We start from the raw sequence: 23,003 nt of genomic DNA, 5'->3' as shown, positions 1-23,003 counted from the left end.
CACATTCTGCGGCGCGGTGGATAACCTTGACGGCTGTTGCTGCCGTTGTCGCTTCCCAGTTTCCGCCCCGCCCGGAGCCCCGCATGAACGACTTATCGAACGGTATTCGCCCGGTCAGCACGGCCGCGCGCCGCCACGACGACACCGATCCGCAGGAAACCGCCGAATGGCTCGACGCGCTCGACGGCGTCGTCGAGCATGCGGGCGCCGAGCGCGCGCAGTTCCTGCTCGCGCAGCTCGCCGAGCACGCGGCGCGCCGCCGGCTCGCCGCGCCGCACGCGAACGCGACGCCGTACGTGAACACGATCCCGCTCGACGCGCAGCCGCCGTATCCGGGCGACCTGGAGCTCGAAGCGCGCCTCGCGGCGGTGCTGCGCTGGAACGCGCTCGCGATGGTGGTCCGCGCGAACCGCGCATACGGCGAACTCGGCGGGCACATCGCGAGCTACGCGTCGGCGGCCGATCTGTTCGAGGTCGGTTTCAACCACTTCTTTCGCGCCGCGGGCGGCGCGTCGGGCGGCGATCTCGTCTACTTCCAGCCGCATTCGTCGCCGGGCGTCTATGCGCGCGCGTTCCTCGAAGGCTTCCTGAGCGAGTCGCAGCTCGAGCACTACCGGCGCGAGATCTCCGGGCCGGGCCTGTGCTCGTATCCGCATCCGTGGCTGATGCCCGACTTCTGGCAGTTCCCGACGGGCTCGATGGGCATCGGCCCGATCAACGCGATCTATCAGGCGCGCTTCATGCGCTATCTGCAAAACCGCGGCCTCCTGCGCACCGACGGCCGCAAGGTGTGGGGCTTCTTCGGCGACGGCGAGATGGACGAGCCCGAATCGATCGGCGCGCTGTCGCTCGCCGCGCGCGAGGGGCTCGACAATCTCGTGTTCGTGATCAACTGCAACCTGCAGCGGCTCGACGGCCCGGTGCGCGGCAACGGCCGCATCGTCGACGAGCTCGAATCGCAGTTCGCGGGCGCCGGATGGAACGTGATCAAGGTGCTGTGGGGCTCGGACTGGGACGCGCTCTTCGCGCGCGACGCGACGGGCGCGCTCGCGCGCGCGTTCGCGCAGACCGTCGACGGCCAGTTCCAGACCTTCTCCGCGAACGACGGCGCATACAACCGCGCACGCTTCTTCGGCCAGGACGACGCGCTTGCTTCGCTCGTCGCGCATCTGCGCGACGAGGACATCGACCGGCTGCGCCGCGGCGGCCATGACGCGCGCAAGCTGTACGCCGCATACGACAGCGCGCTGCGGCACGAGGGCCGGCCGACCGTGATCCTCGCGAAGACGATGAAGGGCTTCGGCATGGGCGCGATCGGCCAGGGCCGGATGACCACTCATCAGCAGAAGAAGCTCGACGTCGAGCACCTGCTCGCGTTCCGCGACCGTTTCCGGCTGCCGCTGTCCGACGACGACGTCGAGCAGCTCCGGTTCTACAAGCCCGCGCAAGACAGCCCGGAGATGCGATATCTGCATGCGCGCCGGGCTGCCCTGGGAGGCTGCCTGCCCAGAAGGCGGGCGGCGGCGGCGACGGCCATGACCGTGCCGTCGTTGCCTTCCTGGGGGCAATTCGCGCTCGACGCCGACGGCCGCGAGATGTCGACGACGATGGCGATCGTGCGGATGCTGGGCGGCCTGCTGAAGGACGCGGCGCTCGGGCCTCGCATCGTGCCCGTCGTGGCCGACGAGGCGCGAACGTTCGGGATGGCGAACCTGTTCCGGCAGGTCGGCATCTACTCGCCGCTCGGCCAGCGCTACGAGCCGGAAGACCTCGGCTCGATGCTCTACTACCGCGAGGACACGCGCGGACAGATCCTCGAGGAAGGGATTTCGGAGGCGGGCGCGATGTCGTCGTGGATCGCCGCCGCGACGTCGTACAGCGTGCACGACCTGCCGATGCTGCCGTTCTACATCTATTACTCGATGTTCGGCTTCCAGCGGATCGGCGACCTGATCTGGGCCGCCGCCGACCAGCGCGCGCGCGGCTTCCTGATCGGCGCGACGTCCGGCAAGACGACGCTCGGCGGCGAAGGGCTCCAGCACCAGGACGGCACGAGCCATCTCGCCGCGTCGACGGTGCCGAACTGCCGCGCGTGGGACCCGGCGTTCGCGTACGAAGTCGCGGTGATCGTCGACGAAGGGATGCGCGAGATGGTCGAGCGGCAGCGCGACACGTTCTACTACCTGACCGTCACGAACGAGAACTATGCGCAGCCGTCGCTGCCCGCGGCGCGCGCCGACGCGGTGCGCGACGGCGTTCTCAAGGGCATGTACCCGCTCGACGCGGCGGCGCTGCCCGCCGCGCGCGTGCAGTTGCTCGGCTCGGGCGCGATCCTCGGCGAGGTGCTGGCGGCCGCGCGCATGTTGCGCGACGACTGGCAAATCGACGCGGCCGTCTGGAGCGTGACGAGCTTCACCGAGCTGCAGCGCGACGGCATCGCGGCCGAGCGCGCGCAGCGCCTCTTCGACGCCGACGAAGCGCACGAACCCGCGACGCCCTACGTCACGTCGGCGCTCGCCGCGACGCAAGGGCCCGTGATCGCCGCGACCGACTATGCGCGCGCGCTGCCCGAGCTGATCCGCGCGTACGTGCCGCGCCGCTACGTGACGCTCGGCACCGACGGCTTCGGCCGCAGCGACACGCGCCAGGCGCTGCGCGCGTTCTTCGAGGTCGATCGCGCGTCGATCGTGATCGCCGCGCTGCACGCGCTCGCCGACGACGGGATTGCGACGCGCGCCGTCGTGCGCGATGCGATCGCGCGGTACGGCAAGCAGGACGCGTCGCGCACGCCGCCGTGGGAACGGTGACGGTGCCGGCGAGGCGCGTGCGGGCCGGCGCATCTCGACGACAAACGGACGACGGACGCGGCGGCGGCGACGCGTCGGCGCGACGGCACGAATCGGCGGCGCGCCCCCCGCCGCCGCGATTCACGAGCCGAACCCCATCTGCTCGCGCCCCAGCTCGGTCAAATCGCCCGCCTGGGCACGCCCGGCGAAATCGGTCTCGAAGTGATCGGCCGGAAAATCCGGCGGGCTCTCGCCGCGCAGGAAGCTCGGCAACTGCCGCTTCAGATACGCGTCGTTCTTCGCGCAGCCGGGCGCCGACGCGATGTACATCACGTTGCTGTAGCCCGTCCCGCGATGCGCGTCCTCGACCGCGTGCACGACGTCGCCGTGCCAGAACACCGCGTCGCCCGGCTGCATCTGCGGAATCGGCACGAGCGCGGCGAGCAGCGGCGCATGCCACGCCGGCAGCACCGACAGCGCGCGGCCCGGCTGCGCGCCGCACAGGTCGTCGTCCGGCACGTCGTCCTGCAGCGCGCGCAGCACGACGTAGGCCATCGCGTTCGCGATCGGGATCAACTGCAGCGTGCCGTCGCCCGGCCCTTGCGGCGTCAGCGCGGTCCAGCCCTGAAACGTGCGGAACATCGAGCAGACGGCGGGCGACGGAATCTCCTCGACGTCCGGCCGGAACGCCGCGTCGAACGGATCGTACGCGCGCCAGTCGCCCGCGAGCACGTGCCGATAGACGCGCCGGAAATTCGTCCCGAGCCAGCGCTCGACGGAGCCGCCGTCGACGTGCGGCGACAGCCCGAGCGACGACGAGCCCGGCGGCCGCCGGCGGATGCGGTCCGCGTAGGCCGGCACGCGCGCCGGATCGAAATGCACGCGCCCTTCGCTCTGCGCGCGCCACAGACGGTTCAGGAACACGCGCGCCTGCGTCAGCTCGGGCGACTGGCGCGCGGCGATCTGCGGCTTCGACCAGTAGATGCCGTAGATCTGCGGCTTGCTCGACGCGAGCGTGCCGAAATAGCGGTCCTCGGCGCGATGCGCGAGCTTGTCGTCGAGCCGGTTCGACTCGACGTACGCGGCGATCTCGTCGTTCCAGTCGCTCGCCCGCCGTTCGTCGAACACGCCGCGAATCACGCACGCGCCGCGCGTTCTCAACGCGGCTAGCGACGCCGGATCGACGCGGCCGGCGGCAATGTCGGCGAAGCGCAGCACGGCGATCGTGTCACGGCCTTGCGCGCGATCGGTCAGGATCGCGTCGGCCTGCCGCGCGATTTCGCCTTCGAGCTCGCGAAACACCCGAGCGCGGTTCGGCAGCGCGGCGCGCAGCACCGCTTTCGTCGTGCGGATCGCCGCCGGGAGGTCGTCGATAGGGAACGGCATCGGGTGTCTCCTGGATCGGGTTCTGGATGGTGCGGCGTGCTTTGACGCGCCCATTCAGCGTAGATCGCCCGATCCGCTCGAAGCGATGCAATCGCGCCGACTATCGATACGATGACGCCAATCGCCCGGACAGGCGTCCGGCGAAGGCCCACGTGACGGCCGCGCAGCTCGGCGCGGGCGTGGAAGCGGCGACGCGTGCGCGACGGCACGACTCGCGCCGTCGCGACGAACGCACCCGGTGGACCGCGGGCGGCTTGTCCGCCGCCGCTCGCGTGGAGAAATCGCGCCGCGCGATCAGCGCGCCATCGTCGGCGGCGCGAACATGTAGTGTTCGCTCGAGAACATCGCCGCGCGATGCTCGTCGCACAGCGATCGGGCCGTCTCGCGCGAACGGGGCGTGCTCGACGCCGCCGCGGCGTTGTAGGCGGCCATCGCGACGAGCGCGCGCACCCAGCCTGACGACGCGCCGTCCTGCGCATGGACGGGGACGGGCTGCGCCCATTGCCGGCAGTCGGCCGCCGCCGATCGCTCAGGCATCGCACGCGCGGCCCTCAGCACGTTGTCCTCGGCAACGCCGGCGGCCGCGCCCTCGATCGACAGTGAACAGGCCAACGCCGCCACAAGCCCCATTGCGCGCATATGCCGTACCCCGCAAGAAAAATGTAATGTCGCCATTCTAGACGCGTGCGCACGGCGCCGTTTGCCATTTTGCCGCGCGCGGCGACGGCCGCTCTCCCGCGCATGCGAGCGCCGTCGCCGCGCGCGCGGCGGCCGTCGAAAGATCTTGCGAACACGTGCTCGCGTTCCCGCCGCCGTTCGGCGGCGCGCACACTTACTCCGGCTCGTGGCAGCATACGCACAGCTTGTTGCCGTCGAGATCGCGAAAGTACGCGCCGTAGTAGTTCGGATGGTAATGAGGCCGCAAGCCGGGCGCGCCTTCGCTCGCGCCGCCCGCCTGCAGCGCGAGCGCGTACACGCGGTCCACTGTCGCGCGGTCGGCCGCGAGGAACGCGGTCATCTGGCCGTTGCCGGGCGCGGGCGGCGCGCCGTCGAACGGCCGGCCGATCAGGAACAGCGGACGCGGCGCATCGACGGGCTTCCAACCCGTCCAGCCGTGCGGATCGCGAAACTTGAGCTCGAGCCGCAGCGCGTCCATCAACGGCTCATAGAACGCGAAAGCGCGTTCGATATCGGTTACGCCCATGCAGACATGTGAAAACATTCGCGTGCCTCCCGTGTCGTCGAGATTCGGCGATGATGCCACGCGCGCGCGCCGCGCGAGCGGACGGAGGCCTGCGTGAAGCCGCGCTACGAACGGGTCGCGATCCCCGACGGCTGCTCGGTCCGCGTCTTTCGGCGCCGGCTCGCGCAGATTCCGTACGAATGGCATCACCACCCCGAATACGAGCTGACGCTCACGCTGAACAGCCGCGGCAAGCGCTTCGTCGGCGATCATGCCGCCGATTACGCGGGCGACGACCTCGTGCTCGTGCCGCCGAACCTGCCGCATACGTGGGCGTCGGACGAGCGTATCGATCCGGATGCGCCGCTCGTCGCGCTCGTCGTGTGGTTCGACGGCGACTGGGCGCAGCGCGTCGCCGCCTGCTGCCCCGAATTCGCCGGCCTGCGCACGCTGCTGCGCCGGGCCGCGCCCGGGCTCGCGTTCGGGCCCGACGCCACGGCCGAGGTGCGCGCGCGGCTGCCCGCGCTCGTCGATCGCGCGCCGCGCGTGCGGCTCGCGGCCGCGCTCGACGTGCTCGCTTTGCTCGCCGACGCGCCGGCGACGCCGCTCGCGACCGCCGCCGCCTACCGCGCCGCCGACGACGCGGCGCTCGCGCCCGAAGCCGAGCGGCTCGACCGCGTGCTCGATCTGCTCGACCGCCGCTTTCACGAGCCGCTGCGCGTCGCCGAGCTCGCGGCGGTCGCGCACCTGTCCGAGCGCTCGCTGCAGCGGCGCTTCGCGCAACACGTCGGCGAAAGCATCGGCCGCTATCTGCAGCGGCTGCGGCTCGCGCACGCGGCGCGGTTGCTCGCGTCGACCGGCTGGCCCGTGTCGCTCGTCGCGACACGCTCCGGCTACGCGAATCTCGCGAACTTCAACCGCCAGTTTCTCGCCGCGCGCCGGATGACGCCGCGCGCCTACCGGCAGTTCCTCGCCGGGCCCGGCCGCACGCCCGACGAAGCGCCCGCGCGCGACGCAAGCATCGACGTGCGCCCGCCTTCGCTCGAGCGCGGCTCGTCTAGCGGCAAAACGCGTCGCCGAAAATAAAACACCCCGACGGGCGAACCGTCGGGGTGTTCGATGCAGCGTGGTGCGCGGCGGGCTAGCCGCACGCCACGCACGCCGCGCAAGCCGTCGATCAGCGCTGACCGATCGGCTTCGCCGTACGCGGCGTTTCGCCGATGAACAGCTGCCGCGGACGGCCGATCTTCTGCTCGGGATCGGCGATCATCTCGTTCCACTGCGCGATCCAGCCCACCGTACGCGCCATCGCGAAGATGCAGGTGAACATCGAAGTCGGGATGCCCAGCGCGCGCTGGACGATGCCCGAGTAGAAGTCGACGTTCGGGTACAGCTTGCGCGACACGAAGTATTCGTCTTCCAGCGCGATCTTCTCGAGCTGCATCGCGAGCTTGAACAGCGGGTCGTCGTGCAGGCCCAGCTCGTTCAGCACTTCGTAGCACGTTTCGCGCATCAGCTTCGCGCGCGGATCGTAGTTCTTGTACACGCGGTGGCCGAAGCCCATCAGCTTCACGCCCGAGTTCTTGTCCTTCACCTGCTTGATGAACTCGGGAATGTTGTCCGGCGTGCCGATCTGCTCGAGCATGTTGAGCGCGGCTTCGTTCGCGCCGCCGTGCGCCGGGCCCCACAGACACGCGATGCCGGCCGCGATACACGCGAACGGGTTCGCGCCCGACGAGCCCGCGAGACGGACCGTCGACGTCGACGCGTTCTGCTCGTGGTCGGCGTGCAGGATCAGGATGCGGTCGAGCGCGCGCACGAGCACGTCGTTGACCTGGTATTCCTCGCACGGGTTCGCGAACATCATGCGCATGAAGTTCGCGCTGTACGACAGATTGTTCTGCGGATACACGAACGGCTGGCCGATGCTGTACTTGTACGCCATCGCGACGAGCGTCGGCAGCTTCGCGATCATGCGGATCGCCGACACTTCACGGTGGCGCGGATCGTTGATGTCGAGCGAGTCGTGGTAGAACGCGGACAGCGCGCCGACCGCGGCGACGAGGATCGCCATCGGGTGCGCGTCGCGGCGGAAGCCGCGGAAGAAGAACTGCATCTGCTCGTGCACCATCGTGTGCTTCGTGACGGTGGCGACGAACTCCTTCTTCTGCGCCTCGTTCGGCAGCTCGCCCTTCAGCAGCAGATAGCAGGATTCGAGGAAGTCCGCGTTCTCGGCGAGATTGTCGATCGGGTAGCCGCGATACAGCAGCTCGCCCTTGTCGCCGTCGATGTACGTGATCGCCGAGTTGCACGACGCCGTCGACATGAAGCCCGGGTCATACGTGAACTTGCCGGTCTGGCCGTACAGCTTGCGGATATCGATCACGTCCGGGCCCATCGTCCCCTTGTAGATCGGCAGTTCGACGCTCGGCGAATTATCGCTGAACGATAGCGTGGCTTTAACATCAGACGGGGTCATGACACATCCTCAATCGAAAATAGAAACGGATTCGATAACGGGCACAACGCTCTCAAACGCTGCGCAGCATCTCCAGCAGCCTGGACATGTCCGGGCCGGCAAGGTCGCCTTCTGGTTCCTTGCGCGCGAGCAGCAAGTCCATCAGGTCGTTGTCGCTTAGATCCAGCAGGCGCGACAGTGCGCTCACGTCTGCGTCGCTGAGGTCGTGCTCGTGTCTGGCAAAGAAACGCTCGAAAATCAGATCGTTCTCCAGCAGACCGCGCCGCGCGCGCCAGCGAAGCCGCGCGCGGCGATGCGGGTCGGATTGATGCGACGATTCGCTCATGTCAGACCGCGCGGCGCACCATCAATTCCTTGATCTTGCCGATCGCCTTCGTCGGGTTCAGGCCCTTCGGGCACACGTCGACGCAGTTCATGATCGTATGGCAGCGGAACAGACGGTACGGATCGTCGAGGTTGTCGAGGCGCTCGCCCGTCGCGCGATCGCGGCTGTCCGCGATGAAGCGATACGCCTGCAAGAGGCCCGCCGGGCCGACGAACTTGTCCGGATTCCACCAGAAGCTCGGGCACGACGTCGAGCAGCTCGCGCACAGAATGCACTCGTACAGGCCGTCGAGCTCGTCGCGCTCTTCCGGCGACTGCAGACGCTCCTTCTCGGGCGGCGGCTCGTCGTTGATCAGGTACGGACGGATCGAATGGTACTGGTTGAAGAACTGCGTGAAGTCGCAGATCAGGTCGCGCACGACGGGCAGGCCCGGCAACGGACGCAGCACGATCTTCTGCGGCAGGTCGTTCAGGTTCGTCAGGCACGCGAGGCCGTTCTTGCCGTTGATGTTCATCGCGTCCGATCCGCACACGCCTTCGCGGCACGAGCGGCGGAACGACAGCGTCTCGTCGACCGACTTCAGCTTGACGAGCGCGTCGAGCAGCATCCGCTCGTGCTGGATCTCCAGCTCGTACGACTGCATGCGCGGCGCGGCGTCCTTGTCCGGATCGTAGCGGTAGATTTCGAAAATGCGTTTGGCCATTTCAGATTCCTTTGCGCTGGCTTAGAACGTACGCGCCTTCGGCGGCACGGACTCGACCGTCAGCGGCTTCATTTGGACGGGCTTGTAGTCGAGGCGATCGCCTTCGCTGTACCAGAGCGTGTGGCGCAGCCAGTTCTCGTCGTCGCGGTGCTCGTAGTCGCTGTGCGCGTGCGCGCCGCGGCTTTCCTTGCGCGCTTCCGCCGACACCATCGTCGCGCGCGCGACCTCGATCAGGTTCGCGAGCTCGAGCGCTTCGACACGCGCGGTGTTGAACACCTTCGACTTGTCCTTCAGGTGGACGTTGGCGGCGCGCTCCGTCAGGCCCGCCATCTGCTCGACGCCTTCCTCGAGCAGCGCGGACGTGCGGAACACGCCGGCGTGCTTCTGCATCGTCGCGCGGATGTCGTTCGCGATGTCCTGCGTGTACTCGCCCGACGTCGACTTCTCGAGCTTCGCGAGGCGCGACAGCGAGAATTCGGCGGCGTCCGCGGGCAGCGGCTTGTGCTCCTTCTGGTTCTTCACGTGCTCGACGATGTGGTTGCCGGCCGCGCGGCCGAACACCACGAGGTCGAGCAGCGAGTTCGTGCCGAGACGGTTCGCGCCGTGCACGGACACGCACGAGCATTCGCCCACCGCGTAGAAGCCGTTGACCGGCTCCTTGTGGTCGCGCGACGTGCCGACGACCTGGCCGTGAATGTTGGTCGGAATGCCGCCCATCTGGTAGTGGATCGTCGGGACGACCGGAATCGGTTCCTTGATGCAGTCGACGTTCGCGAACTTCAGCGCGATCTCGCGGATCGACGGCAGACGCTTCATGATCGTCTCGGCGCCGATGTGCGACAGGTCGAGCAGCACGTGATCCTTGTTCGGGCCGACGCCGCGGCCTTCCTTGATTTCCTGGTCCATCGAGCGCGACACGAAATCGCGCGGCGCCAGATCCTTCAGCGTCGGCGCATAGCGCTCCATGAAGCGCTCGCCGTTCGCGTTGCGCAGGATGCCGCCTTCGCCGCGCACGCCTTCGGTGATCAGCACGCCCGCGCCGGCCACGCCGGTCGGGTGGAATTGCCAGAATTCCATGTCCTGCAGCGCGATGCCCGAACGCGCGGCCATGCCGAGGCCGTCGCCCGTGTTGATGAACGCGTTGGTCGACGCCGCGAAGATCCGGCCCGCGCCGCCCGTGGCGAACAACGTGGTCTTGCCTTCGAGGATGTAGACGTCGCCCGTTTCCATTTCGAGGGCCGTCACGCCGAGCACGTCGCCGTCCGCGTCGCGAATCAGGTCGAGCGCCATCCATTCGACGAAGAACTGCGTCTTCGCCGCGACGTTCTGCTGATACAGCGTGTGCAGCAGCGCGTGGCCGGTGCGGTCGGCCGCCGCGCACGCGCGCTGCACCGGCTTCTCGCCGTAGTTCGCGGTGTGGCCGCCGAACGGACGCTGATAGATCGTGCCGTCGGCGTTACGGTCGAACGGCATGCCGAAGTGCTCGAGCTCGTACACGACGTTCGGCGCTTCGCGACACATGAATTCGATCGCGTCCTGGTCGCCGAGCCAGTCGGAGCCCTTGATCGTGTCGTAGAAGTGGTAGTGCCAGTTGTCTTCGCTCATGTTGCCGAGCGACGCGCCGATCCCGCCTTGCGCGGCGACCGTGTGCGAACGGGTCGGGAACACTTTCGACAACACGCAGACGGAGAGGCCCGCGCGCGACAGTTGCAGCGACGCGCGCATCCCCGAGCCGCCCGCGCCGACGATCACCACGTCGAACTTGCGACGCGGCAGGGAAGTTTTGATTGCAGCCATTCTTTAAACTCTCCAGAGAATCTGCGCAGCGTAGCCCGCGCACGCGAGCAGCCAGACGATGGTCAGCGATTGCAGCAGCAGGCGCACACCGACGGGCTTGACGTAGTCCATCCAGATGTCGCGCACGCCGACCCACGCGTGATAGAAGAGCGAAAGCAGCGTGACGAAGGTCGCGAGCTTCATCCATTGCGTCGCGAAGATCGACGCCCAGCCCTCATACGAGAAATCGCGCGCGGTGAAGAACCAGACGAGCAGAATGACGGTGTAGATCGCCATCACGCAGGCGGTGACGCGCTGCGCGAGCCAGTCGCGCAGACCATAGTGAGCGCCGACGACGAGGCGCTTCGAGCCGATACGGTTATTCGCTGCCATTTTCTTAGAATGCTCCGAACAGTTTGAGCGCGACGGCGATCGTGAGAATGCTCGACACCGCGAGCACGACGACCGACGTCTTCTTGCCGCGTTCCTTCGACACCGCGTCGTGGTTCATGTCCATCAGCAGATGGCGAATCCCGGCGCAGAAGTGGAACAGGAACGCCCACGACAGCGCGAGGACGATCAGCTTGACGATGATGTTGGAGAGGAACGCCTTGAAGACCTCGAAGCTGAGTTCGGACGTCAGGCTCTGGTCGAAGAGGTATAGCAGGAAAGGAAGGAACAGGAACAGCAGAGCGCCGCTGACCCGGTGCAGAATCGAAACCCGAGCCGCGAGCGGCATACGGTACTTGAGCGTGATGTCGCCGAACCCGATGTTCCGGTACTCCGGCCTCGGCTTTCTTACTGTTTCAGACATGCTAGACCCCTACTATGTTGTCACACTAATCCGTGATTTTAGCGCCTTTTTATTTCGCGCTGCAGCGAAAGCTCTGCTCTGGAGCGTTGCATTTCACGGTATAAACGCTTCACGAAACGTGCTACGCACATGGGGCACGCAATTACCTGTCGTTTCGCCTTACCTTGATTCAGGCTACGCCTTACCCTGAACCCGAATGTCAGCTCAAATCGTTCTGATAGTAGTACCCGGTTGTGACATACCATCCGCGCCGCACTTCGACGGGACGATCGCCATACGTGTACGACACGCGCTCGACCGACAAGAGCGGGAAGCCGGGCGGCACGCCGAGCAGATCCGCGACGGCGGGCTCGGCCGCGATCGCGCGGATCTTCTCGCTCGCGCGGATCATCCGGGTGCCGAACTCGCTCTCGAACATCGCGTAGAGCGGCCCCTTGTAATCGCTCAGGCGCTCGAACGTGAGCCCGCGGAACATCGCGCCCGGCAGCCAGATCTCGTCGAGCACCGTGTCGACGCCGTCGAACTCGAGCACGCGCCGCACCTGGACGACGGGGTCGGCCGGCTTCAGGTCGAGCTGGCGCGCGATCTCGGCGGGCGCGCGCATCCGCCGGCATTCGAGCAGGCGGCTCACGTGCGGATGCTCGGCGCCGTCGTCGGCAAGCAGGCGCAGAAACCGGAATTGCGCGCGTTCCTCGCTGTGGGTCGCGACGAACGTGCCCTTGCCCTGGCGGCGCACGAGCAGGTTGTCGGCCGCGAGCTCGTCGATCGCCTTGCGCACGGTGCCCTGGCTTACCTTGTAGCGGCCAGCGAGCTCCACTTCGCTCGGGATAATCTCGCCGGGCTTCCACTCGCCCGCCTCGAGGCTCTGCGTGATGAGCGCCTTGATCTGCTGATAGAGCGGGCTGAAAGTCGGCGAAGGCGCGGCCGCGGCCTCGCCGCCGGGCTGCGTGGAGCCGGCCTGGCCGTTCGGATTGGGTGCGCTCGCCTGATTGGAAGTCATGGCGCGCATTTCATCACGAATCGCGCTTTTCCGTCTAGAATTTTCCCTGCAAAACATCTGTCTTATATAAGACATAAGATACTGTTTGACTTTACCCGTGCCGGCTCCTAAACTCCGGGGCGAGCAAGGGTTCGCGGGGCTGCGGCGCGTCCCGGGCCACGTGCCTCTGCCTATCTTCAGGCGTCGTCGCGCATGCATGCCGCGAGTCCTCCGCCCTGCTTTAAAGCAACGCTTCGCGTAACGCGCATAAAATGGCGTTTTCCCTAGCGTCCCACGCTCAATGTCCTGGAGATTTTCAATGGCTAAGCCCGCAAAGCGCGTTGCCGTCACCGGCGCCGCAGGTCAAATCGCTTACTCGCTGCTGTTCCGCATCGCGAACGGCGACCTGCTCGGCAAGGATCAGCCGGTCATCCTGCAACTGCTCGACCTCCCGCAAGCTCAAGCCGCCGTCAAAGGCGTCGTGATGGAACTCGACGACTGCGCGTTCCCGCTGCTCGCGGGCGTCGTGATCACGGACGACCCGAAGGTCGCGTTCAAGGACGCCGACGTCGCGCTGCTGGTCGGCGCCCGTCCGCGCTCGAAGGGCATGGAGCGCAAGGATCTGCTGTCGGCGAACGCCGAGATCTTCACGGTCCAGGGCGCGGCGCTGAACGCGGTCGCGAGCCGCGACGTGAAGGTGCTCGTCGTCGGCAACCCGGCGAACACCAACGCGTACATCGCGATGAAGTCGGCGCCGGATCTGCCGAAGAAGAACTTCACCGCGATGCTGCGCCTCGACCACAACCGCGCGCTGTCGCAGCTCGCCGCGAAGTCGGGCAAGCCGGTCGCGTCGATCGAGAAGCTCGCCGTGTGGGGCAACCACTCGCCGACGATGTACCCCGACTTCCGCTTCGCGACCGCCGAAGGCGAATCGCTGCTGAAGCTGATCAACGACGACGTCTGGAACCGCGACACGTTCATCCCGACCGTCGGCAAGCGCGGCGCGGCGATCATCGAGGCGCGCGGCCTGTCGTCGGCGGCGTCGGCGGCGAACGCGGCGATCGACCACGTGCGCGACTGGGTGCTCGGCACGAACGGCAAGTGGGTCACGATGGGCATTCCGTCGGACGGCTCGTACGGCATCCCCGAGGACATCATCTACGGCGTGCCCGTCACCTGTGAAAACGGCGAGTACAAGCGTATCGAAGGCCTCGAGATCGACGCGTTCTCGCGCGAGAAGATGGACGGCACGCTCGCCGAGCTGCTCGAAGAGCGCGACGGCGTCGCCCACCTGCTGAAGTAAAGCGCTTCGTCCGGGCCCGCCGCGCCGCGGCGGCCCGGACGGCCGGCGAGCCGGGCGTCGCGCCCGGCCGCGCCGGCCACCCGAATCGATCCGATTCGCACGGGCTTTACGCCCGGCGCCGCACGCCGGCCGCCGTCGCAGAGCCCGCACGAATCCGATTTTCACGCTGGCCCCGATCCTGACCTGACGCAGAAGAACCGATGTCCGCGCTCACTCCCGCAGAAGTGCTCTACGAAGGCGTTGCGCCGCCCGCGATCCCGCCATGCTGCGACCATTACGCGGGCAGCGAAAAGCTGATGCTGAAATCGCTCGCGCTGCAGGCGGAGCTCGGCCCCGTCTTCGACATCACGCTCGACTGCGAGGACGGCGCGGCCGTCGGCCGCGAGGCCGAGCACGCGGCGCTCGTCGCGGCGCTCGTCGGCGGCGATGCGAACCGCTTCGGGCGCGTCGGCGCCCGGATTCACGACATTTCCCATGCCCACTGGCGCGACGACGTCCGCATCATCCTGCGCGCGGCGCGCCCGCCCGCCTACCTGACGCTGCCGAAGGTCGGCGGCGCGGCCGACGCGGCCGAGATGTGCGCGTTCATCGAGGCTTCGCGCGTCGAGCTCGGCATCGCGCAGACGATCCCCGTCGACGTGCTGATCGAGACGCACGGCGCGCTCGCCGACGCCGCGCGGATCGCCGCGCTGCCGGGCGTCGCGACGCTGAGCTTCGGCCTGATGGACTTCGTGTCCGCGCATCACGGCGCGATCCCGGACGACGCGATGCGCGCGCCCGGCCAGTTCGACCATCCGCTCGTGCGCCGCGCGAAGCTCGAGATCGCGGCCGCGTGCCATGCGCACGGCAAGACGCCGTCGCACAACGTGACGACCGAGGTGCGCGAGATGCGCGTCGTCGCGAGCGACGCGCGCCGCGCGCGCGAGGAATTCGGCTATACGCGGATGTGGAGCATCCATCCCGCGCAGATCCGCGAGATCGTCGCGGCGTTCGCGCCGCGCGCGGGCGAAATTGCGCGCGCGACCGAGATCCTGCTCGCCGCGCAGGCCGCCGACTGGGGGCCGACGCGCCACGGCGACGCGCTGCACGACCGCGCGAGCTACCGGTACTACTGGTCGGTGCTGCGCCGCGCGCGCGCGGCCGGCCAGCCGCTGCCGGCCGCATCGGCGCCGCTCTTTCGCGGCGAAGACGAACGCACGACGGGGCAACACGAACGATGAACGGTGCACGGGGCGCAAAAACTGAATTCGACGGGCCAAATAGGTGAAAATAGCGGCCGCTGCGCGCTTCCGGGGCGCGTGCAGTTCAACCCGGTGGACGAGCTGTGCGTCCGCCCTTTCAACCGATTAAACGTAAGGTTCTGACTCCATGAAGAAACTGCTGATCGCCACCGTCATCGGCGCTCTGTCCGCTACGATGCTCGCCGCGGCGCCGAGCGCGTTCGCTCAGGATTCGTCCACCACCGCGAAGAAGGCCACGCCGAAGCGCCCCGCGCCGAAGCGTCACCTGATCCCGCGCAGCAAGAAGGCGCAGGCGCGCGCCGCCGCGAAGACCGATCCGATGCCGGAAGGCGCGGTCAAATGGTCGTGCAAGGACGGCCTTTCGTACGACCTGGCCGGAGACATGAAGCGCGACCAGATCGTCACGGTCCACTGGGCCAACAAGAATTACAAGCTGCCGCGCCAGCAGACGACGACGGGCGCGGACGTGTTCTACGACCCGGCAAGCGGCATGAAGCTCGTCGTGATCCCGACGAAGGGCATGCTCTTCAGCGACAAGGACGACAGCCGCCTCGCCGACGAGTGCCAGACGCCCGAAATGGCGGCCGGCAACGCCGTCGCGCCGACCCAGTCGAACGAGCTGAAGCCGGCGAACTGAGGTCGATCCCGACAGCAACCATCTTGCATGGGACCAGAGTCGGCGCCGAAGCGCCAACACTGGTCGACAGGAGCTTCGATGTCCGCCCCGATCCCGAACGTCCGGCCAGAGCCGGATTCAGTGCTAGTCGATATCGCCGACTACGTGCTGAACCATCGCATCGACAGTGCGCTCGCGCTCGAAACCGCGCGCCACTGCCTGATCGATACGCTCGGGTGCGGGCTCGAAGCGCTGTCGTATCCCGCCTGCACCAAGCTGCTGGGGCCAATCGTGCCGGGCACGATCGTGCCGCACGGCGCGAAGGTGCCCGGCACGCCATTCCAGCTCGATCCGGTGCAGGCCGCGTTCAACATCGGCGCGGCGATCCGCTGGCTCGACTTCAACGACACCTGGCTCGCGGCCGAATGGGGCCACCCGTCCGACAACCTCGGCGGCATCCTCGCGACGGCCGACTGGCTGTCGCGCACCGCGATCGCGGCCGGCAAGCGTCCGCTCGCGATGAAGGACGTGCTCGTCGCGATGATCCACGCGCACGAGATCCAGGGCTGCCTCGCGCTCGAGAATTCGTTCAACCAGGTCGGCCTCGACCACGTGCTGCTCGTGAAGGTCGCGTCGACCGCGGCCGTCGGCCGCCTGCTCGGCCTCACGCGCGACGAGCTGATCAACGCGCTGTCGCTCGCGTTCGTCGACGGCCAGGCGCTGCGCACTTACCGCCACGCGCCGAACACCGGCTCGCGCAAGTCGTGGGCGGCGGGCGACGCGACCTCGCGCGCGGTGCGCCTCGCGCTGATCGCGAAGACGGGCGAGATGGGCTATCCGTCCGCGCTCACCGCGAAGACCTGGGGCTTTTACGACGTGTCGTTCGGCGGCAGGCCGTTCCGCTTCCAGCGCCCGTACGGCACGTACGTGATGGAAAACGTGCTGTTCAAGATTTCGTATCCGGCCGAATTCCACGCGCAGACGGCCGTCGAGGCCGCGATGGCGCTGCACGCGCAGCTCGCGGCCGCCGGCCGCTCGACGGACGAGATCCGCCGCATCACGGTGCGCACGCACGCGGCGGCGATCCGCATCATCGACAAGCAAGGACCGCTCGCGAACCCGGCCGATCGCGATCACTGCATCCAGTACATGATCGCCGTGCCGCTGCTGTTCGGCCGCCTCACGGCCGCCGACTACGAGGACGCGGTCGCGGCCGATCCGCGGATCGACGCGTTGCGCGCGAAGATCGCGTGCGTCGAGGACCCGCAGTTCACGAAGGATTACCACGATCCGACGAGGCGCTCGATCGCGAACGCGCTCGCGGTCGAGTTCGACGACGGATCGACGCTCGCCGAAGTGGCGGTCGACTATCCGATCGGCCACATGCGGCGGCGCGCCGACGGGATTCCGCTCCTCATCGACAAGTTCAGGGCGAATCTCGCGCGCCGGTTCCCGGCGAAGCAGCAACAAGCGATTCTCGACGTGTCGCTGGACCAGGCAAAGCTCGAAGCGATGCCGGTCGATGAGTACGTCGATCTGTATGTGATCTAGCCGTCAAATACAGAGTTCTTTCCTAGCCTTAAACCCAGGAAATCACCATGGCCCACAATCTCCACAAAACACTCAAGGAATTCGACAGCGGTTCCGGCAAAGGCAAGTTCTACTCGCTGCCGAAGCTCGGCAAGGAACTGAAGACGAAGATCGAGCGCCTGCCGGTCTCGATCCGCATCGTGCTCGAATCCGTGCTGCGCAACTACGACGGCAAGAAGATCACGGAAGAGCACATCGAGCAGCTCGCCAACTGGAAGCCGAACGCGAAGCGCGTCGACGAAATTCCGTTCGTCGTGTCGCGCGTCGTGCTGCAGGACTTCACGGGCGTGCCGCTGCTCGCCGACATCGCGGCCATGCGCGGCGTCGCGAAGCGCGCGGGCAAGAATCCGAAGAAGATCGAGCCGCTCGTGCCGGTGGATCTCGTCGTCGACCACTCGGTGCAGATCGACTACTTCCGCCAGAAGGACGCGCTCGACCTGAACATGAAACTGGAATTCCAGCGCAACAACGAGCGCTACCAGTTCATGAAGTGGGGCATGCAGGCGTTCGACACGTTCAAGGTCGTGCCGCCGGGCGTCGGCATCGTTCACCAGGTGAACCTCGAGTACCTCGCGCGCGGCGTCCACAAGAAGAAGGACGACGGCGACGCCGTCTACTACCCTGACACGCTCGTCGGCACCGACAGCCACACGACGATGATCAACGGCATCGGCGTGGTCGGCTGGGGCGTGGGCGGCATCGAGGCGGAAGCCGGCATGCTCGGCCAGCCGGTGTACTTCCTCACGCCCGACGTCGTCGGCGTCGAGCTGAAGGGCAAGCTGCGCGAAGGCGTGACGGCCACCGACCTCGTGCTCACGATCACCGAAATGCTCCGCAAGGAGAAGGTCGTCGGCAAGTTCGTCGAATTCTTCGGCGAAGGCACGAAGACGCTCGCGCTGCCGGACCGCGCGACGATCGCGAACATGGCGCCGGAATACGGCGCGACGATGGGCTTCTTCCCGGTCGACGAGAAGACGATCGACTACTTCAAGGGCACGGGCCGCACGAAGGCGGAAATCGCCGCGTTCGAGAACTACTTCAAGGCGCAGGACCTGTTCGGCATTCCGAAGGCGGGCGAGATCGACTACACGAAGACGCTGACGCTGGATCTGGCGAGCGTCGCGCCGTCGCTGGCGGGCCCGAAGCGTCCGCAGGACCGCATCGAGATCGGCAACGTCAAGTCGACGTTCACCGATCTGTTCTCGAAGCCCGTCGCGGAAAACGGCTTCGCGAAGAAGGCGGACGACCTCGCCGCCGAGTACAAGACGAGCAACGGCGTCGCCGTGAAGAACGGCGACGTGCTGATCGCCGCGATCACGTCGTGCACCAACACGTCGAACCCGAGCGTGCTGCTCGCCGCCGGCCTGCTCGCGAAGAAGGCCGTCGAAGCGGGCCTCACCGTCGCGCCGCACATCAAGACGTCGCTCGCGCCGGGATCGCGCATCGTCACCGAATACCTGACGAAGACGGGCCTGCTGCCCTACCTCGCGAAGCTCGGCTTCGAAGTCGCCGCGTACGGCTGCACGACCTGTATCGGCAACGCGGGCGACCTGACGCCCGAGCTGAACGAAGCGATCACGAAGAACGACGTCGTCGCGGCGGCCGTGCTGTCGGGCAACCGCAACTTCGAAGCGCGCATCCACCCGAACATCCGCGCGAACTTCCTCGCGTCGCCGCCGCTCGTCGTCGCGTACGCGATCGCCGGCAACATCACGAAGGATCTGATGACCGAGCCGGTCGGCCAGGGCAAGGGCGGCCGCGACATCTACCTCGGCGACATCTGGCCGACGAGCGAGGAAGTCCACGCGCTGCTCAAGTACGCGCTCGATCCGAAGAAGTTCGAGGAGAACTACGCGCAGCTCACGAAGAAGGGCGACCTCTGGAGCAAGATCGAGGGCGAATCGGGCCAGGTCTACGACTGGCCGAAGTCGACGTACATCGCGGAGCCGCCGTTCTTCGGCACGGAATTCTCGATGGAGCCGGCCGACGAGATCGTCACGGTCAAGGGCGCGCGCGCGCTCGGCATCTTCGGCGATTCCGTCACGACCGACCACATCAGCCCGGCAGGCTCGATCAAGGAAGATTCGCCGGCGGGCAAGTGGCTGAAGGAGAACGGCGTGCAGAAGGCCGACTTCAACAGCTACGGCTCGCGCCGCGGCAACCATGACGTGATGATGCGCGGCACGTTCGCGAACGTCCGGATCAAGAACCTGATGATCCCGGCGAAGGCCGACGGCTCGCGCGTCGAGGGCGGCCTGACGATCCACCAGCCGAGCGGCGAACAGCTGTCGATCTACGACGCGGCGATGAAGTACGTCGCTGCCGACACGCCGACCGTCGTGTTCGCGGGCGAGGAATACGGCACGGGCTCGTCGCGCGACTGGGCCGCGAAGGGCACGCAGTTGCTCGGCGTGAAGGCCGTGATCGCACGCAGCTTCGAGCGTATCCACCGTTCGAACCTCGTCGGCATGGGCGTGCTGCCGCTGCAGTTCAAGGGCTCGGACAGCATCCAGTCGCTCGGCATCACCGGCGACGAAACGTACGACATCGAAGGGCTCGGCGACGACTTCAAGCCGCAACAGGACGTCACGCTCGTGATCCATCGCAAGAACGGCGAAACGAAGCGCGTGCCGGTGCTGCTGCGCATCGATACGCCGATCGAAGTCGACTACTACAAGCACGGCGGCATCCTGCCGTTCGTGCTGCGCTCGCTGCTCGCAGCGTAAGCATCCTGTTTTTGCAGGGGCCGCGCAACGCAGCAATGCGTGCGCGGTCGATTTGAAGCCCGGCCTGGCCGGGCTTTTTTTTCAAGCGCCGCCGCGCATGCTTCGAGCGGCCGGCACATGGCCTCGCAGCGCATAGGCATAGGCATCGACATCGGCATCCGCGTCGACACCTCCTGCGCACGCTCGCCGGCACCCGCGAGCGTCGCGAACGCCCCGCGCGCCACGATCCGTTTGCGCGCCGACTACGACGACTCGTCGCCGCGCGCCTCGATCCGGACCCGCCACGTAAAGTGCGCCAGCGACGTGCATGCGCGATCGGCGATCATGAAATCCACGTCGCAATCGGTCGAGCCGACAGCCACGATCGGCACGCGCCAGACATGCTCGATGACGTCCCGCGTTTCCGGATGCTCCGGATCACCCGGATTCGGCACGACGATCGTCGCGTCGCGCGTCAGCAGCTCGATCGGGCCGACGACGCCCGCATCGTCGGGCGTCATTCGATAGAACAGCACGCGCTTCTCGCCCAGATACGACAGCGCGCCATCGCGCAGATGAAGCGCGTCGCCGGGCATGAGCGGCGCGACAATCCGCCCGTCGTCGCGGCCGAGCGCCGGCTCGGCGCCGCCGCGAATCACGTAGAGATATTTGCTGTCGACAGGCGTCGGCACATCCGGATCGAGACTCGCATCCGGATAGGCGCCGAGCAGCGTCTCGACGTCGGCGATCACGAGCACGTCGAAGAACCGCCCCCGATCATCGACGGATTGATTGGGTTCAGCCATGACCACCTCGCAGCGGAATCGGCGCAAGCGCCGCGCCCGTTCACGCATGCGCGATCGCACCACGCAGCGCGACGTCGACGGCGACCGGCGGAATCGGATTCCCGCCCTCGCGAGCAAGAACGCATCGACGTCAGTACTTGATCGTGATGAACGGGTCCCACTGATGGCAACCGCAAATCTGGCACCGGCGGTCGAGAATCATGAACTGGAAGTGATACGTCACGCTCCCGCGCTTCAGCACTTCGGACGACCAGAAGTAGTTCCGCACCGTCTGGCATTTCGGTTTCGTCGGGTCCGACGTGTTCGGCACCGGCAGCGACGTCTCCGCCATGCGCGGCGTCGGCGTCGTGATCAGATCGCTGCCCTGGTCGGCGACGAACTTGTAGAAGATCACCGGCTTTTCGAAGCCGAGCGAGATGCTCTGCTCGCGCCACCGGATCAGGTCGCCGACCTCCGCCTTCAGATTCAGCTCGCCGCCGGCCTGCCCCGAGATCGCGTTATCGTTGTTGGTGATCATGTAAATGTACTTCGGATCGCTTAGCAACGGATTCGCCGAATTCATCGCATTCGGATGATTCTGCAGGATGGTTTCCGGATCGACTGCGACGAGCACATCGGTCACACGTGACATGGCGCCTCCAAGTAGTCATGGGTAGCCAGTCAACGCGAACATGCGTGTCGACGATCGAATCGCATCCTACGTATGACGAAACATTCGCATGCCGCATCCATCGAGGTACGAACCGCCGGCGGCTGCGTCCAACTACGAAAGCTCACAGGCGCGTTTTGCCGATATTCGGCATCGGCGCCGCTCGCTCAACGAAGACGCGCATCGATGCCGTCGACGATCCGGTCTGCGATCTGTTCTGTGATCGCCGGTCGGCCGCGCATGCAACGGGTCGAACGGGTGCTGCCGTTGCGGCAACTATCGGTTCCTGCGCGCGGGAATCCGGCGCCACGCGAGCCACACGATCAGCGCGAACAGCACGTATGCGACGGTGAACACCCACGCCGGCAAGTCGTAGTACAGCAGCCGTCCGACCCAGCGCTGCACGAAGCCCTGCGCGCTCGGCCCGCCGGCGCGGAGCCGATCTTCGAGCACGGTCAGCGGGCAATCGATGCCGAGCGCCGCCAGCGCGGCGACCACGCCGATCGCGAGCAGATGCACGAGCCGGAACGTCCGGTCGCGCACCCATCGCCAGCCGAGCGCGGCGCCCGCCCAGATCGCGACGAGCCCGCCGACGATGAACAGCACGATCAGCGCATGCACGACGAGTACGGTATCGGCGAGCCAGGTCATCGCGTCCTTTGCCGCGGCGGCGGGCGTTTCGCGCGGGCGGGCGCCGCGCATCGAGGCGCCGCCCCGCCTCGGTCATTCGTTCCAACGACGTCGGCGCGTGGCCGAGGCGGCGGCAACCGGCCACGTCGATTCCCCATCCGATGACGGCGGGAAGACGAACCGGATCGTTCAATACGCGCGCCGCGGCAAGAGAGGAGCCGCCGTGTCGCGCCGTGCCGCGCACGGGCGTCTTGGCATCCGCCTAAGAAGCATACGCCGATGCCCGAGCGCATCGACTCGGCGCTCGACGGCCGGCTTCGACGATCCGCAGGGACTCTGCGACGGCATCGCGCCCGCGCACGTTTGCGCCGCGCACGGGCGGGAGAAAGTGATGAGCGTTGAACGGCCCCGCGACGCGCCGACATGCCGACATGCCGACGCGTGCGAGGCCGGCGCCTGGCCCGGCCGAGCCCGCCGCCGTTGACAGGCGAGAATCGGTCGATTCGGCCGTCAGCTCGCCGGCTTGTCGAGCACCGCGTACCACGAGCACACGACGCCCGCGGGCGCGACGCCGCCCGCTCCATTCGAATGCGGCGCGGTGCGCACGATCGAGCCGGCGAGCGCGGGCCGCTGCTTGACGCCGTTCGGCCAAGCCGGGCTCAGGTAGCCGACATAGTCGTAGATCCACTCCTCGCCGCCCACTTTGCCGCGCCCCTGGAACCTCACGGTATTGGGCGCGCCGTAGTCGATGTAGCCGCTCAGCGTCAGCTCCCAGCCGTCGCCGTAGATGCGCCCCTTGAAGACGCCCATCGGTGCCTTGTCGATCTGGATGTTCGCGCGGCCGAACTCCAGCTTGTCGAAATCCTTCGACAAGTCGGGATTGTTGATCAAGCTGCGGTACGTCCAGATGCCCGCCAGGCTGCCGATTTCCGGGTCGTAGCTCATGTTCGCCCTCCTTGGTCGCGCCCGGCTCGGCTGTTGGGCCGAGCCCGGGTGCATACGTAAAAGAATCGCCGGCGAAGATGCGAGCGA

21 protein-coding genes are annotated in these 23,003 nt (G+C 67.1%); 7 read left to right on the top strand and 14 right to left on the bottom strand.

From position 1 onward, the window contains the following. The first annotated feature begins 83 nt into the window (after positions 1–83). Positions 84–2,807 (top strand): alpha-ketoglutarate dehydrogenase, encoded by a 2,724-nt coding sequence (mdeB, locus tag WS91_RS14100; protein ID WP_059576286.1) that lies wholly within the window; start codon positions 84–86, stop codon positions 2,805–2,807. A gap of 120 nt (positions 2,808–2,927) precedes the next feature. Here mdeB and WS91_RS14095 read toward each other — a convergent pair whose 3' ends face one another. From WS91_RS14095 to WS91_RS14085, 3 genes are all read right to left on the bottom strand, one after another. Further along, complete coding sequence (locus tag WS91_RS14095) at positions 2,928–4,172, bottom strand: DUF1479 domain-containing protein (protein WP_059670449.1); 1,245 nt, start codon at positions 4,170–4,172, stop codon at positions 2,928–2,930. Positions 4,173–4,466: 294 nt separating this feature from the next. Beyond that, complete coding sequence (locus tag WS91_RS35845) at positions 4,467–4,709, bottom strand: hypothetical protein (protein WP_059576488.1); 243 nt, start codon at positions 4,707–4,709, stop codon at positions 4,467–4,469. A 295-nt stretch (positions 4,710–5,004) separates the two neighbouring features. Then, positions 5,005–5,394: a VOC family protein gene (locus WS91_RS14085; RefSeq protein ID WP_038743521.1), complete on the bottom strand. Its 390-nt coding sequence runs from the start codon at positions 5,392–5,394 to the stop codon at positions 5,005–5,007. A 75-nt stretch (positions 5,395–5,469) separates the two neighbouring features. Here WS91_RS14085 and WS91_RS14080 point away from each other — a divergent pair, with 75 nt between their 5' ends. After that, complete coding sequence (locus tag WS91_RS14080; RefSeq protein ID WP_059670448.1) at positions 5,470–6,441, top strand: helix-turn-helix domain-containing protein; 972 nt, start codon at positions 5,470–5,472, stop codon at positions 6,439–6,441. A 91-nt stretch (positions 6,442–6,532) separates the two neighbouring features. Here WS91_RS14080 and gltA read toward each other — a convergent pair whose 3' ends face one another. The 7 genes from gltA to WS91_RS14045 form a co-directional block, all read right to left on the bottom strand. Continuing rightward, on the bottom strand, positions 6,533–7,834 hold the full coding sequence (gltA, locus tag WS91_RS14075) for a citrate synthase (protein ID WP_038743515.1): 1,302 nt from the start codon (positions 7,832–7,834) through the stop codon (positions 6,533–6,535). 52 nt (positions 7,835–7,886) lie between these two features. Beyond that, on the bottom strand, positions 7,887–8,159 hold the full coding sequence (locus WS91_RS14070; RefSeq protein WP_004528990.1) for an FAD assembly factor SdhE: 273 nt from the start codon (positions 8,157–8,159) through the stop codon (positions 7,887–7,889). 1 nt (position 8,160) lies between these two features. After that, the gene (locus tag WS91_RS14065; protein ID WP_038743513.1) at positions 8,161–8,862 is read right to left on the bottom strand and encodes a succinate dehydrogenase iron-sulfur subunit; all 702 of its coding nucleotides are present in this window, start codon (positions 8,860–8,862) and stop codon (positions 8,161–8,163) included. Positions 8,863–8,883: 21 nt separating this feature from the next. Beyond that, the gene (sdhA, locus tag WS91_RS14060; protein WP_059576296.1) at positions 8,884–10,659 is read right to left on the bottom strand and encodes a succinate dehydrogenase flavoprotein subunit; all 1,776 of its coding nucleotides are present in this window, start codon (positions 10,657–10,659) and stop codon (positions 8,884–8,886) included. A gap of 3 nt (positions 10,660–10,662) precedes the next feature. Continuing rightward, positions 10,663–11,031, bottom strand: a complete 369-nt coding sequence (sdhD, locus tag WS91_RS14055) for a succinate dehydrogenase, hydrophobic membrane anchor protein (protein ID WP_038743509.1) — start codon at positions 11,029–11,031, stop codon at positions 10,663–10,665. Positions 11,032–11,035: 4 nt separating this feature from the next. Next, positions 11,036–11,452: a succinate dehydrogenase, cytochrome b556 subunit gene (gene sdhC, locus WS91_RS14050; protein WP_038743506.1), complete on the bottom strand. Its 417-nt coding sequence runs from the start codon at positions 11,450–11,452 to the stop codon at positions 11,036–11,038. Positions 11,453–11,651: 199 nt separating this feature from the next. Beyond that, positions 11,652–12,452 (bottom strand): GntR family transcriptional regulator, encoded by an 801-nt coding sequence (locus WS91_RS14045; protein ID WP_081989283.1) that lies wholly within the window; start codon positions 12,450–12,452, stop codon positions 11,652–11,654. A 298-nt stretch (positions 12,453–12,750) separates the two neighbouring features. Between WS91_RS14045 and WS91_RS14040 the strand changes: the two genes are divergently transcribed. The 5 genes from WS91_RS14040 to acnA all read left to right on the top strand — a co-directional run bounded on the left by WS91_RS14040 (position 12,751) and on the right by acnA (position 19,907). After that, a complete protein-coding gene (locus WS91_RS14040) occupies positions 12,751–13,734 on the top strand; it encodes a malate dehydrogenase (RefSeq protein ID WP_038743502.1) in 984 nt (327 codons plus the stop codon). 200 nt (positions 13,735–13,934) lie between these two features. Beyond that, entirely contained in the window at positions 13,935–14,954 is a 1,020-nt protein-coding gene (locus tag WS91_RS14035) for an HpcH/HpaI aldolase/citrate lyase family protein (RefSeq protein ID WP_059670447.1), read from the top strand. Positions 14,955–15,102: 148 nt separating this feature from the next. Beyond that, the gene (locus WS91_RS14030) at positions 15,103–15,612 is read left to right on the top strand and encodes a hypothetical protein (protein WP_038743498.1); all 510 of its coding nucleotides are present in this window, start codon (positions 15,103–15,105) and stop codon (positions 15,610–15,612) included. Positions 15,613–15,690: 78 nt separating this feature from the next. Next, positions 15,691–17,142, top strand: a complete 1,452-nt coding sequence (locus WS91_RS14025; protein ID WP_059670446.1) for a bifunctional 2-methylcitrate dehydratase/aconitate hydratase — start codon at positions 15,691–15,693, stop codon at positions 17,140–17,142. 47 nt (positions 17,143–17,189) lie between these two features. Beyond that, positions 17,190–19,907, top strand: coding sequence for an aconitate hydratase AcnA (gene acnA, locus WS91_RS14020; protein WP_038743494.1), 2,718 nt, complete (start codon positions 17,190–17,192; stop codon positions 19,905–19,907). 242 nt (positions 19,908–20,149) lie between these two features. On the opposite strand, the gene WS91_RS14015 is transcribed toward acnA, so the two are convergent. The 4 genes from WS91_RS14015 to WS91_RS14000 all read right to left on the bottom strand — a co-directional run bounded on the left by WS91_RS14015 (position 20,150) and on the right by WS91_RS14000 (position 22,916). Beyond that, positions 20,150–20,692 carry an AidA/PixA family protein gene (locus tag WS91_RS14015; RefSeq protein ID WP_197422241.1) on the bottom strand — a complete coding sequence of 181 codons (543 nt, stop codon included), beginning with the start codon at positions 20,690–20,692 and terminating at the stop codon, positions 20,150–20,152. Positions 20,693–20,822: 130 nt separating this feature from the next. After that, positions 20,823–21,323 carry an inclusion body family protein gene (locus tag WS91_RS14010; RefSeq protein WP_059670444.1) on the bottom strand — a complete coding sequence of 167 codons (501 nt, stop codon included), beginning with the start codon at positions 21,321–21,323 and terminating at the stop codon, positions 20,823–20,825. 294 nt (positions 21,324–21,617) lie between these two features. Beyond that, on the bottom strand, positions 21,618–21,992 hold the full coding sequence (locus WS91_RS14005; RefSeq protein ID WP_059670523.1) for a DUF2784 domain-containing protein: 375 nt from the start codon (positions 21,990–21,992) through the stop codon (positions 21,618–21,620). A gap of 489 nt (positions 21,993–22,481) precedes the next feature. Then, complete coding sequence (locus tag WS91_RS14000; RefSeq protein ID WP_059642306.1) at positions 22,482–22,916, bottom strand: hypothetical protein; 435 nt, start codon at positions 22,914–22,916, stop codon at positions 22,482–22,484. Positions 22,917–23,003: the final 87 nt, after the last annotated feature.

It is taken from the genome of Burkholderia sp. MSMB1498 (assembly GCF_001526245.1).
GTDB classification, from domain to species: domain Bacteria; phylum Pseudomonadota; class Gammaproteobacteria; order Burkholderiales; family Burkholderiaceae; genus Burkholderia; species Burkholderia savannae.
The sequence above is the reverse complement of the archived record's forward strand: the minus strand, read 5'-3'. Positions and strand labels throughout refer to the sequence as shown.

Excerpts from the sequence above, each read along its gene's own strand:
- WS91_RS14030 (WP_038743498.1), top strand. The coding sequence starts at position 15,103 with ATGAAGAAACTGCTGATCGCCACCGTCATCGGCGCTCTGTCCGCTACG.
- WS91_RS14045 (WP_081989283.1), bottom strand. The coding sequence starts at position 12,452 with ATGACTTCCAATCAGGCGAGCGCACCCAATCCGAACGGCCAGGCCGGC.
- acnA (WP_038743494.1), top strand. The coding sequence starts at position 17,190 with ATGGCCCACAATCTCCACAAAACACTCAAGGAATTCGACAGCGGTTCC.
- sdhA (WP_059576296.1), bottom strand. The coding sequence starts at position 10,659 with ATGGCTGCAATCAAAACTTCCCTGCCGCGTCGCAAGTTCGACGTGGTG.
- WS91_RS14095 (WP_059670449.1), bottom strand. The coding sequence starts at position 4,172 with ATGCCGTTCCCTATCGACGACCTCCCGGCGGCGATCCGCACGACGAAA.
- WS91_RS14040 (WP_038743502.1), top strand. The coding sequence starts at position 12,751 with ATGGCTAAGCCCGCAAAGCGCGTTGCCGTCACCGGCGCCGCAGGTCAA.
- WS91_RS14010 (WP_059670444.1), bottom strand. The coding sequence starts at position 21,323 with ATGTCACGTGTGACCGATGTGCTCGTCGCAGTCGATCCGGAAACCATC.
- sdhD (WP_038743509.1), bottom strand. The coding sequence starts at position 11,031 with ATGGCAGCGAATAACCGTATCGGCTCGAAGCGCCTCGTCGTCGGCGCT.
- sdhC (WP_038743506.1), bottom strand. The coding sequence starts at position 11,452 with ATGTCTGAAACAGTAAGAAAGCCGAGGCCGGAGTACCGGAACATCGGG.
- WS91_RS14085 (WP_038743521.1), bottom strand. The coding sequence starts at position 5,394 with ATGTTTTCACATGTCTGCATGGGCGTAACCGATATCGAACGCGCTTTC.
- WS91_RS14070 (WP_004528990.1), bottom strand. The coding sequence starts at position 8,159 with ATGAGCGAATCGTCGCATCAATCCGACCCGCATCGCCGCGCGCGGCTT.
- WS91_RS14015 (WP_197422241.1), bottom strand. The coding sequence starts at position 20,692 with ATGGCTGAACCCAATCAATCCGTCGATGATCGGGGGCGGTTCTTCGAC.
- WS91_RS14035 (WP_059670447.1), top strand. The coding sequence starts at position 13,935 with ATGTCCGCGCTCACTCCCGCAGAAGTGCTCTACGAAGGCGTTGCGCCG.
- WS91_RS35845 (WP_059576488.1), bottom strand. The coding sequence starts at position 4,709 with ATGCCTGAGCGATCGGCGGCGGCCGACTGCCGGCAATGGGCGCAGCCC.
- WS91_RS14065 (WP_038743513.1), bottom strand. The coding sequence starts at position 8,862 with ATGGCCAAACGCATTTTCGAAATCTACCGCTACGATCCGGACAAGGAC.
- WS91_RS14005 (WP_059670523.1), bottom strand. The coding sequence starts at position 21,992 with ATGACCTGGCTCGCCGATACCGTACTCGTCGTGCATGCGCTGATCGTG.
- WS91_RS14025 (WP_059670446.1), top strand. The coding sequence starts at position 15,691 with ATGTCCGCCCCGATCCCGAACGTCCGGCCAGAGCCGGATTCAGTGCTA.
- gltA (WP_038743515.1), bottom strand. The coding sequence starts at position 7,834 with ATGACCCCGTCTGATGTTAAAGCCACGCTATCGTTCAGCGATAATTCG.
- WS91_RS14000 (WP_059642306.1), bottom strand. The coding sequence starts at position 22,916 with ATGAGCTACGACCCGGAAATCGGCAGCCTGGCGGGCATCTGGACGTAC.
- mdeB (WP_059576286.1), top strand. The coding sequence starts at position 84 with ATGAACGACTTATCGAACGGTATTCGCCCGGTCAGCACGGCCGCGCGC.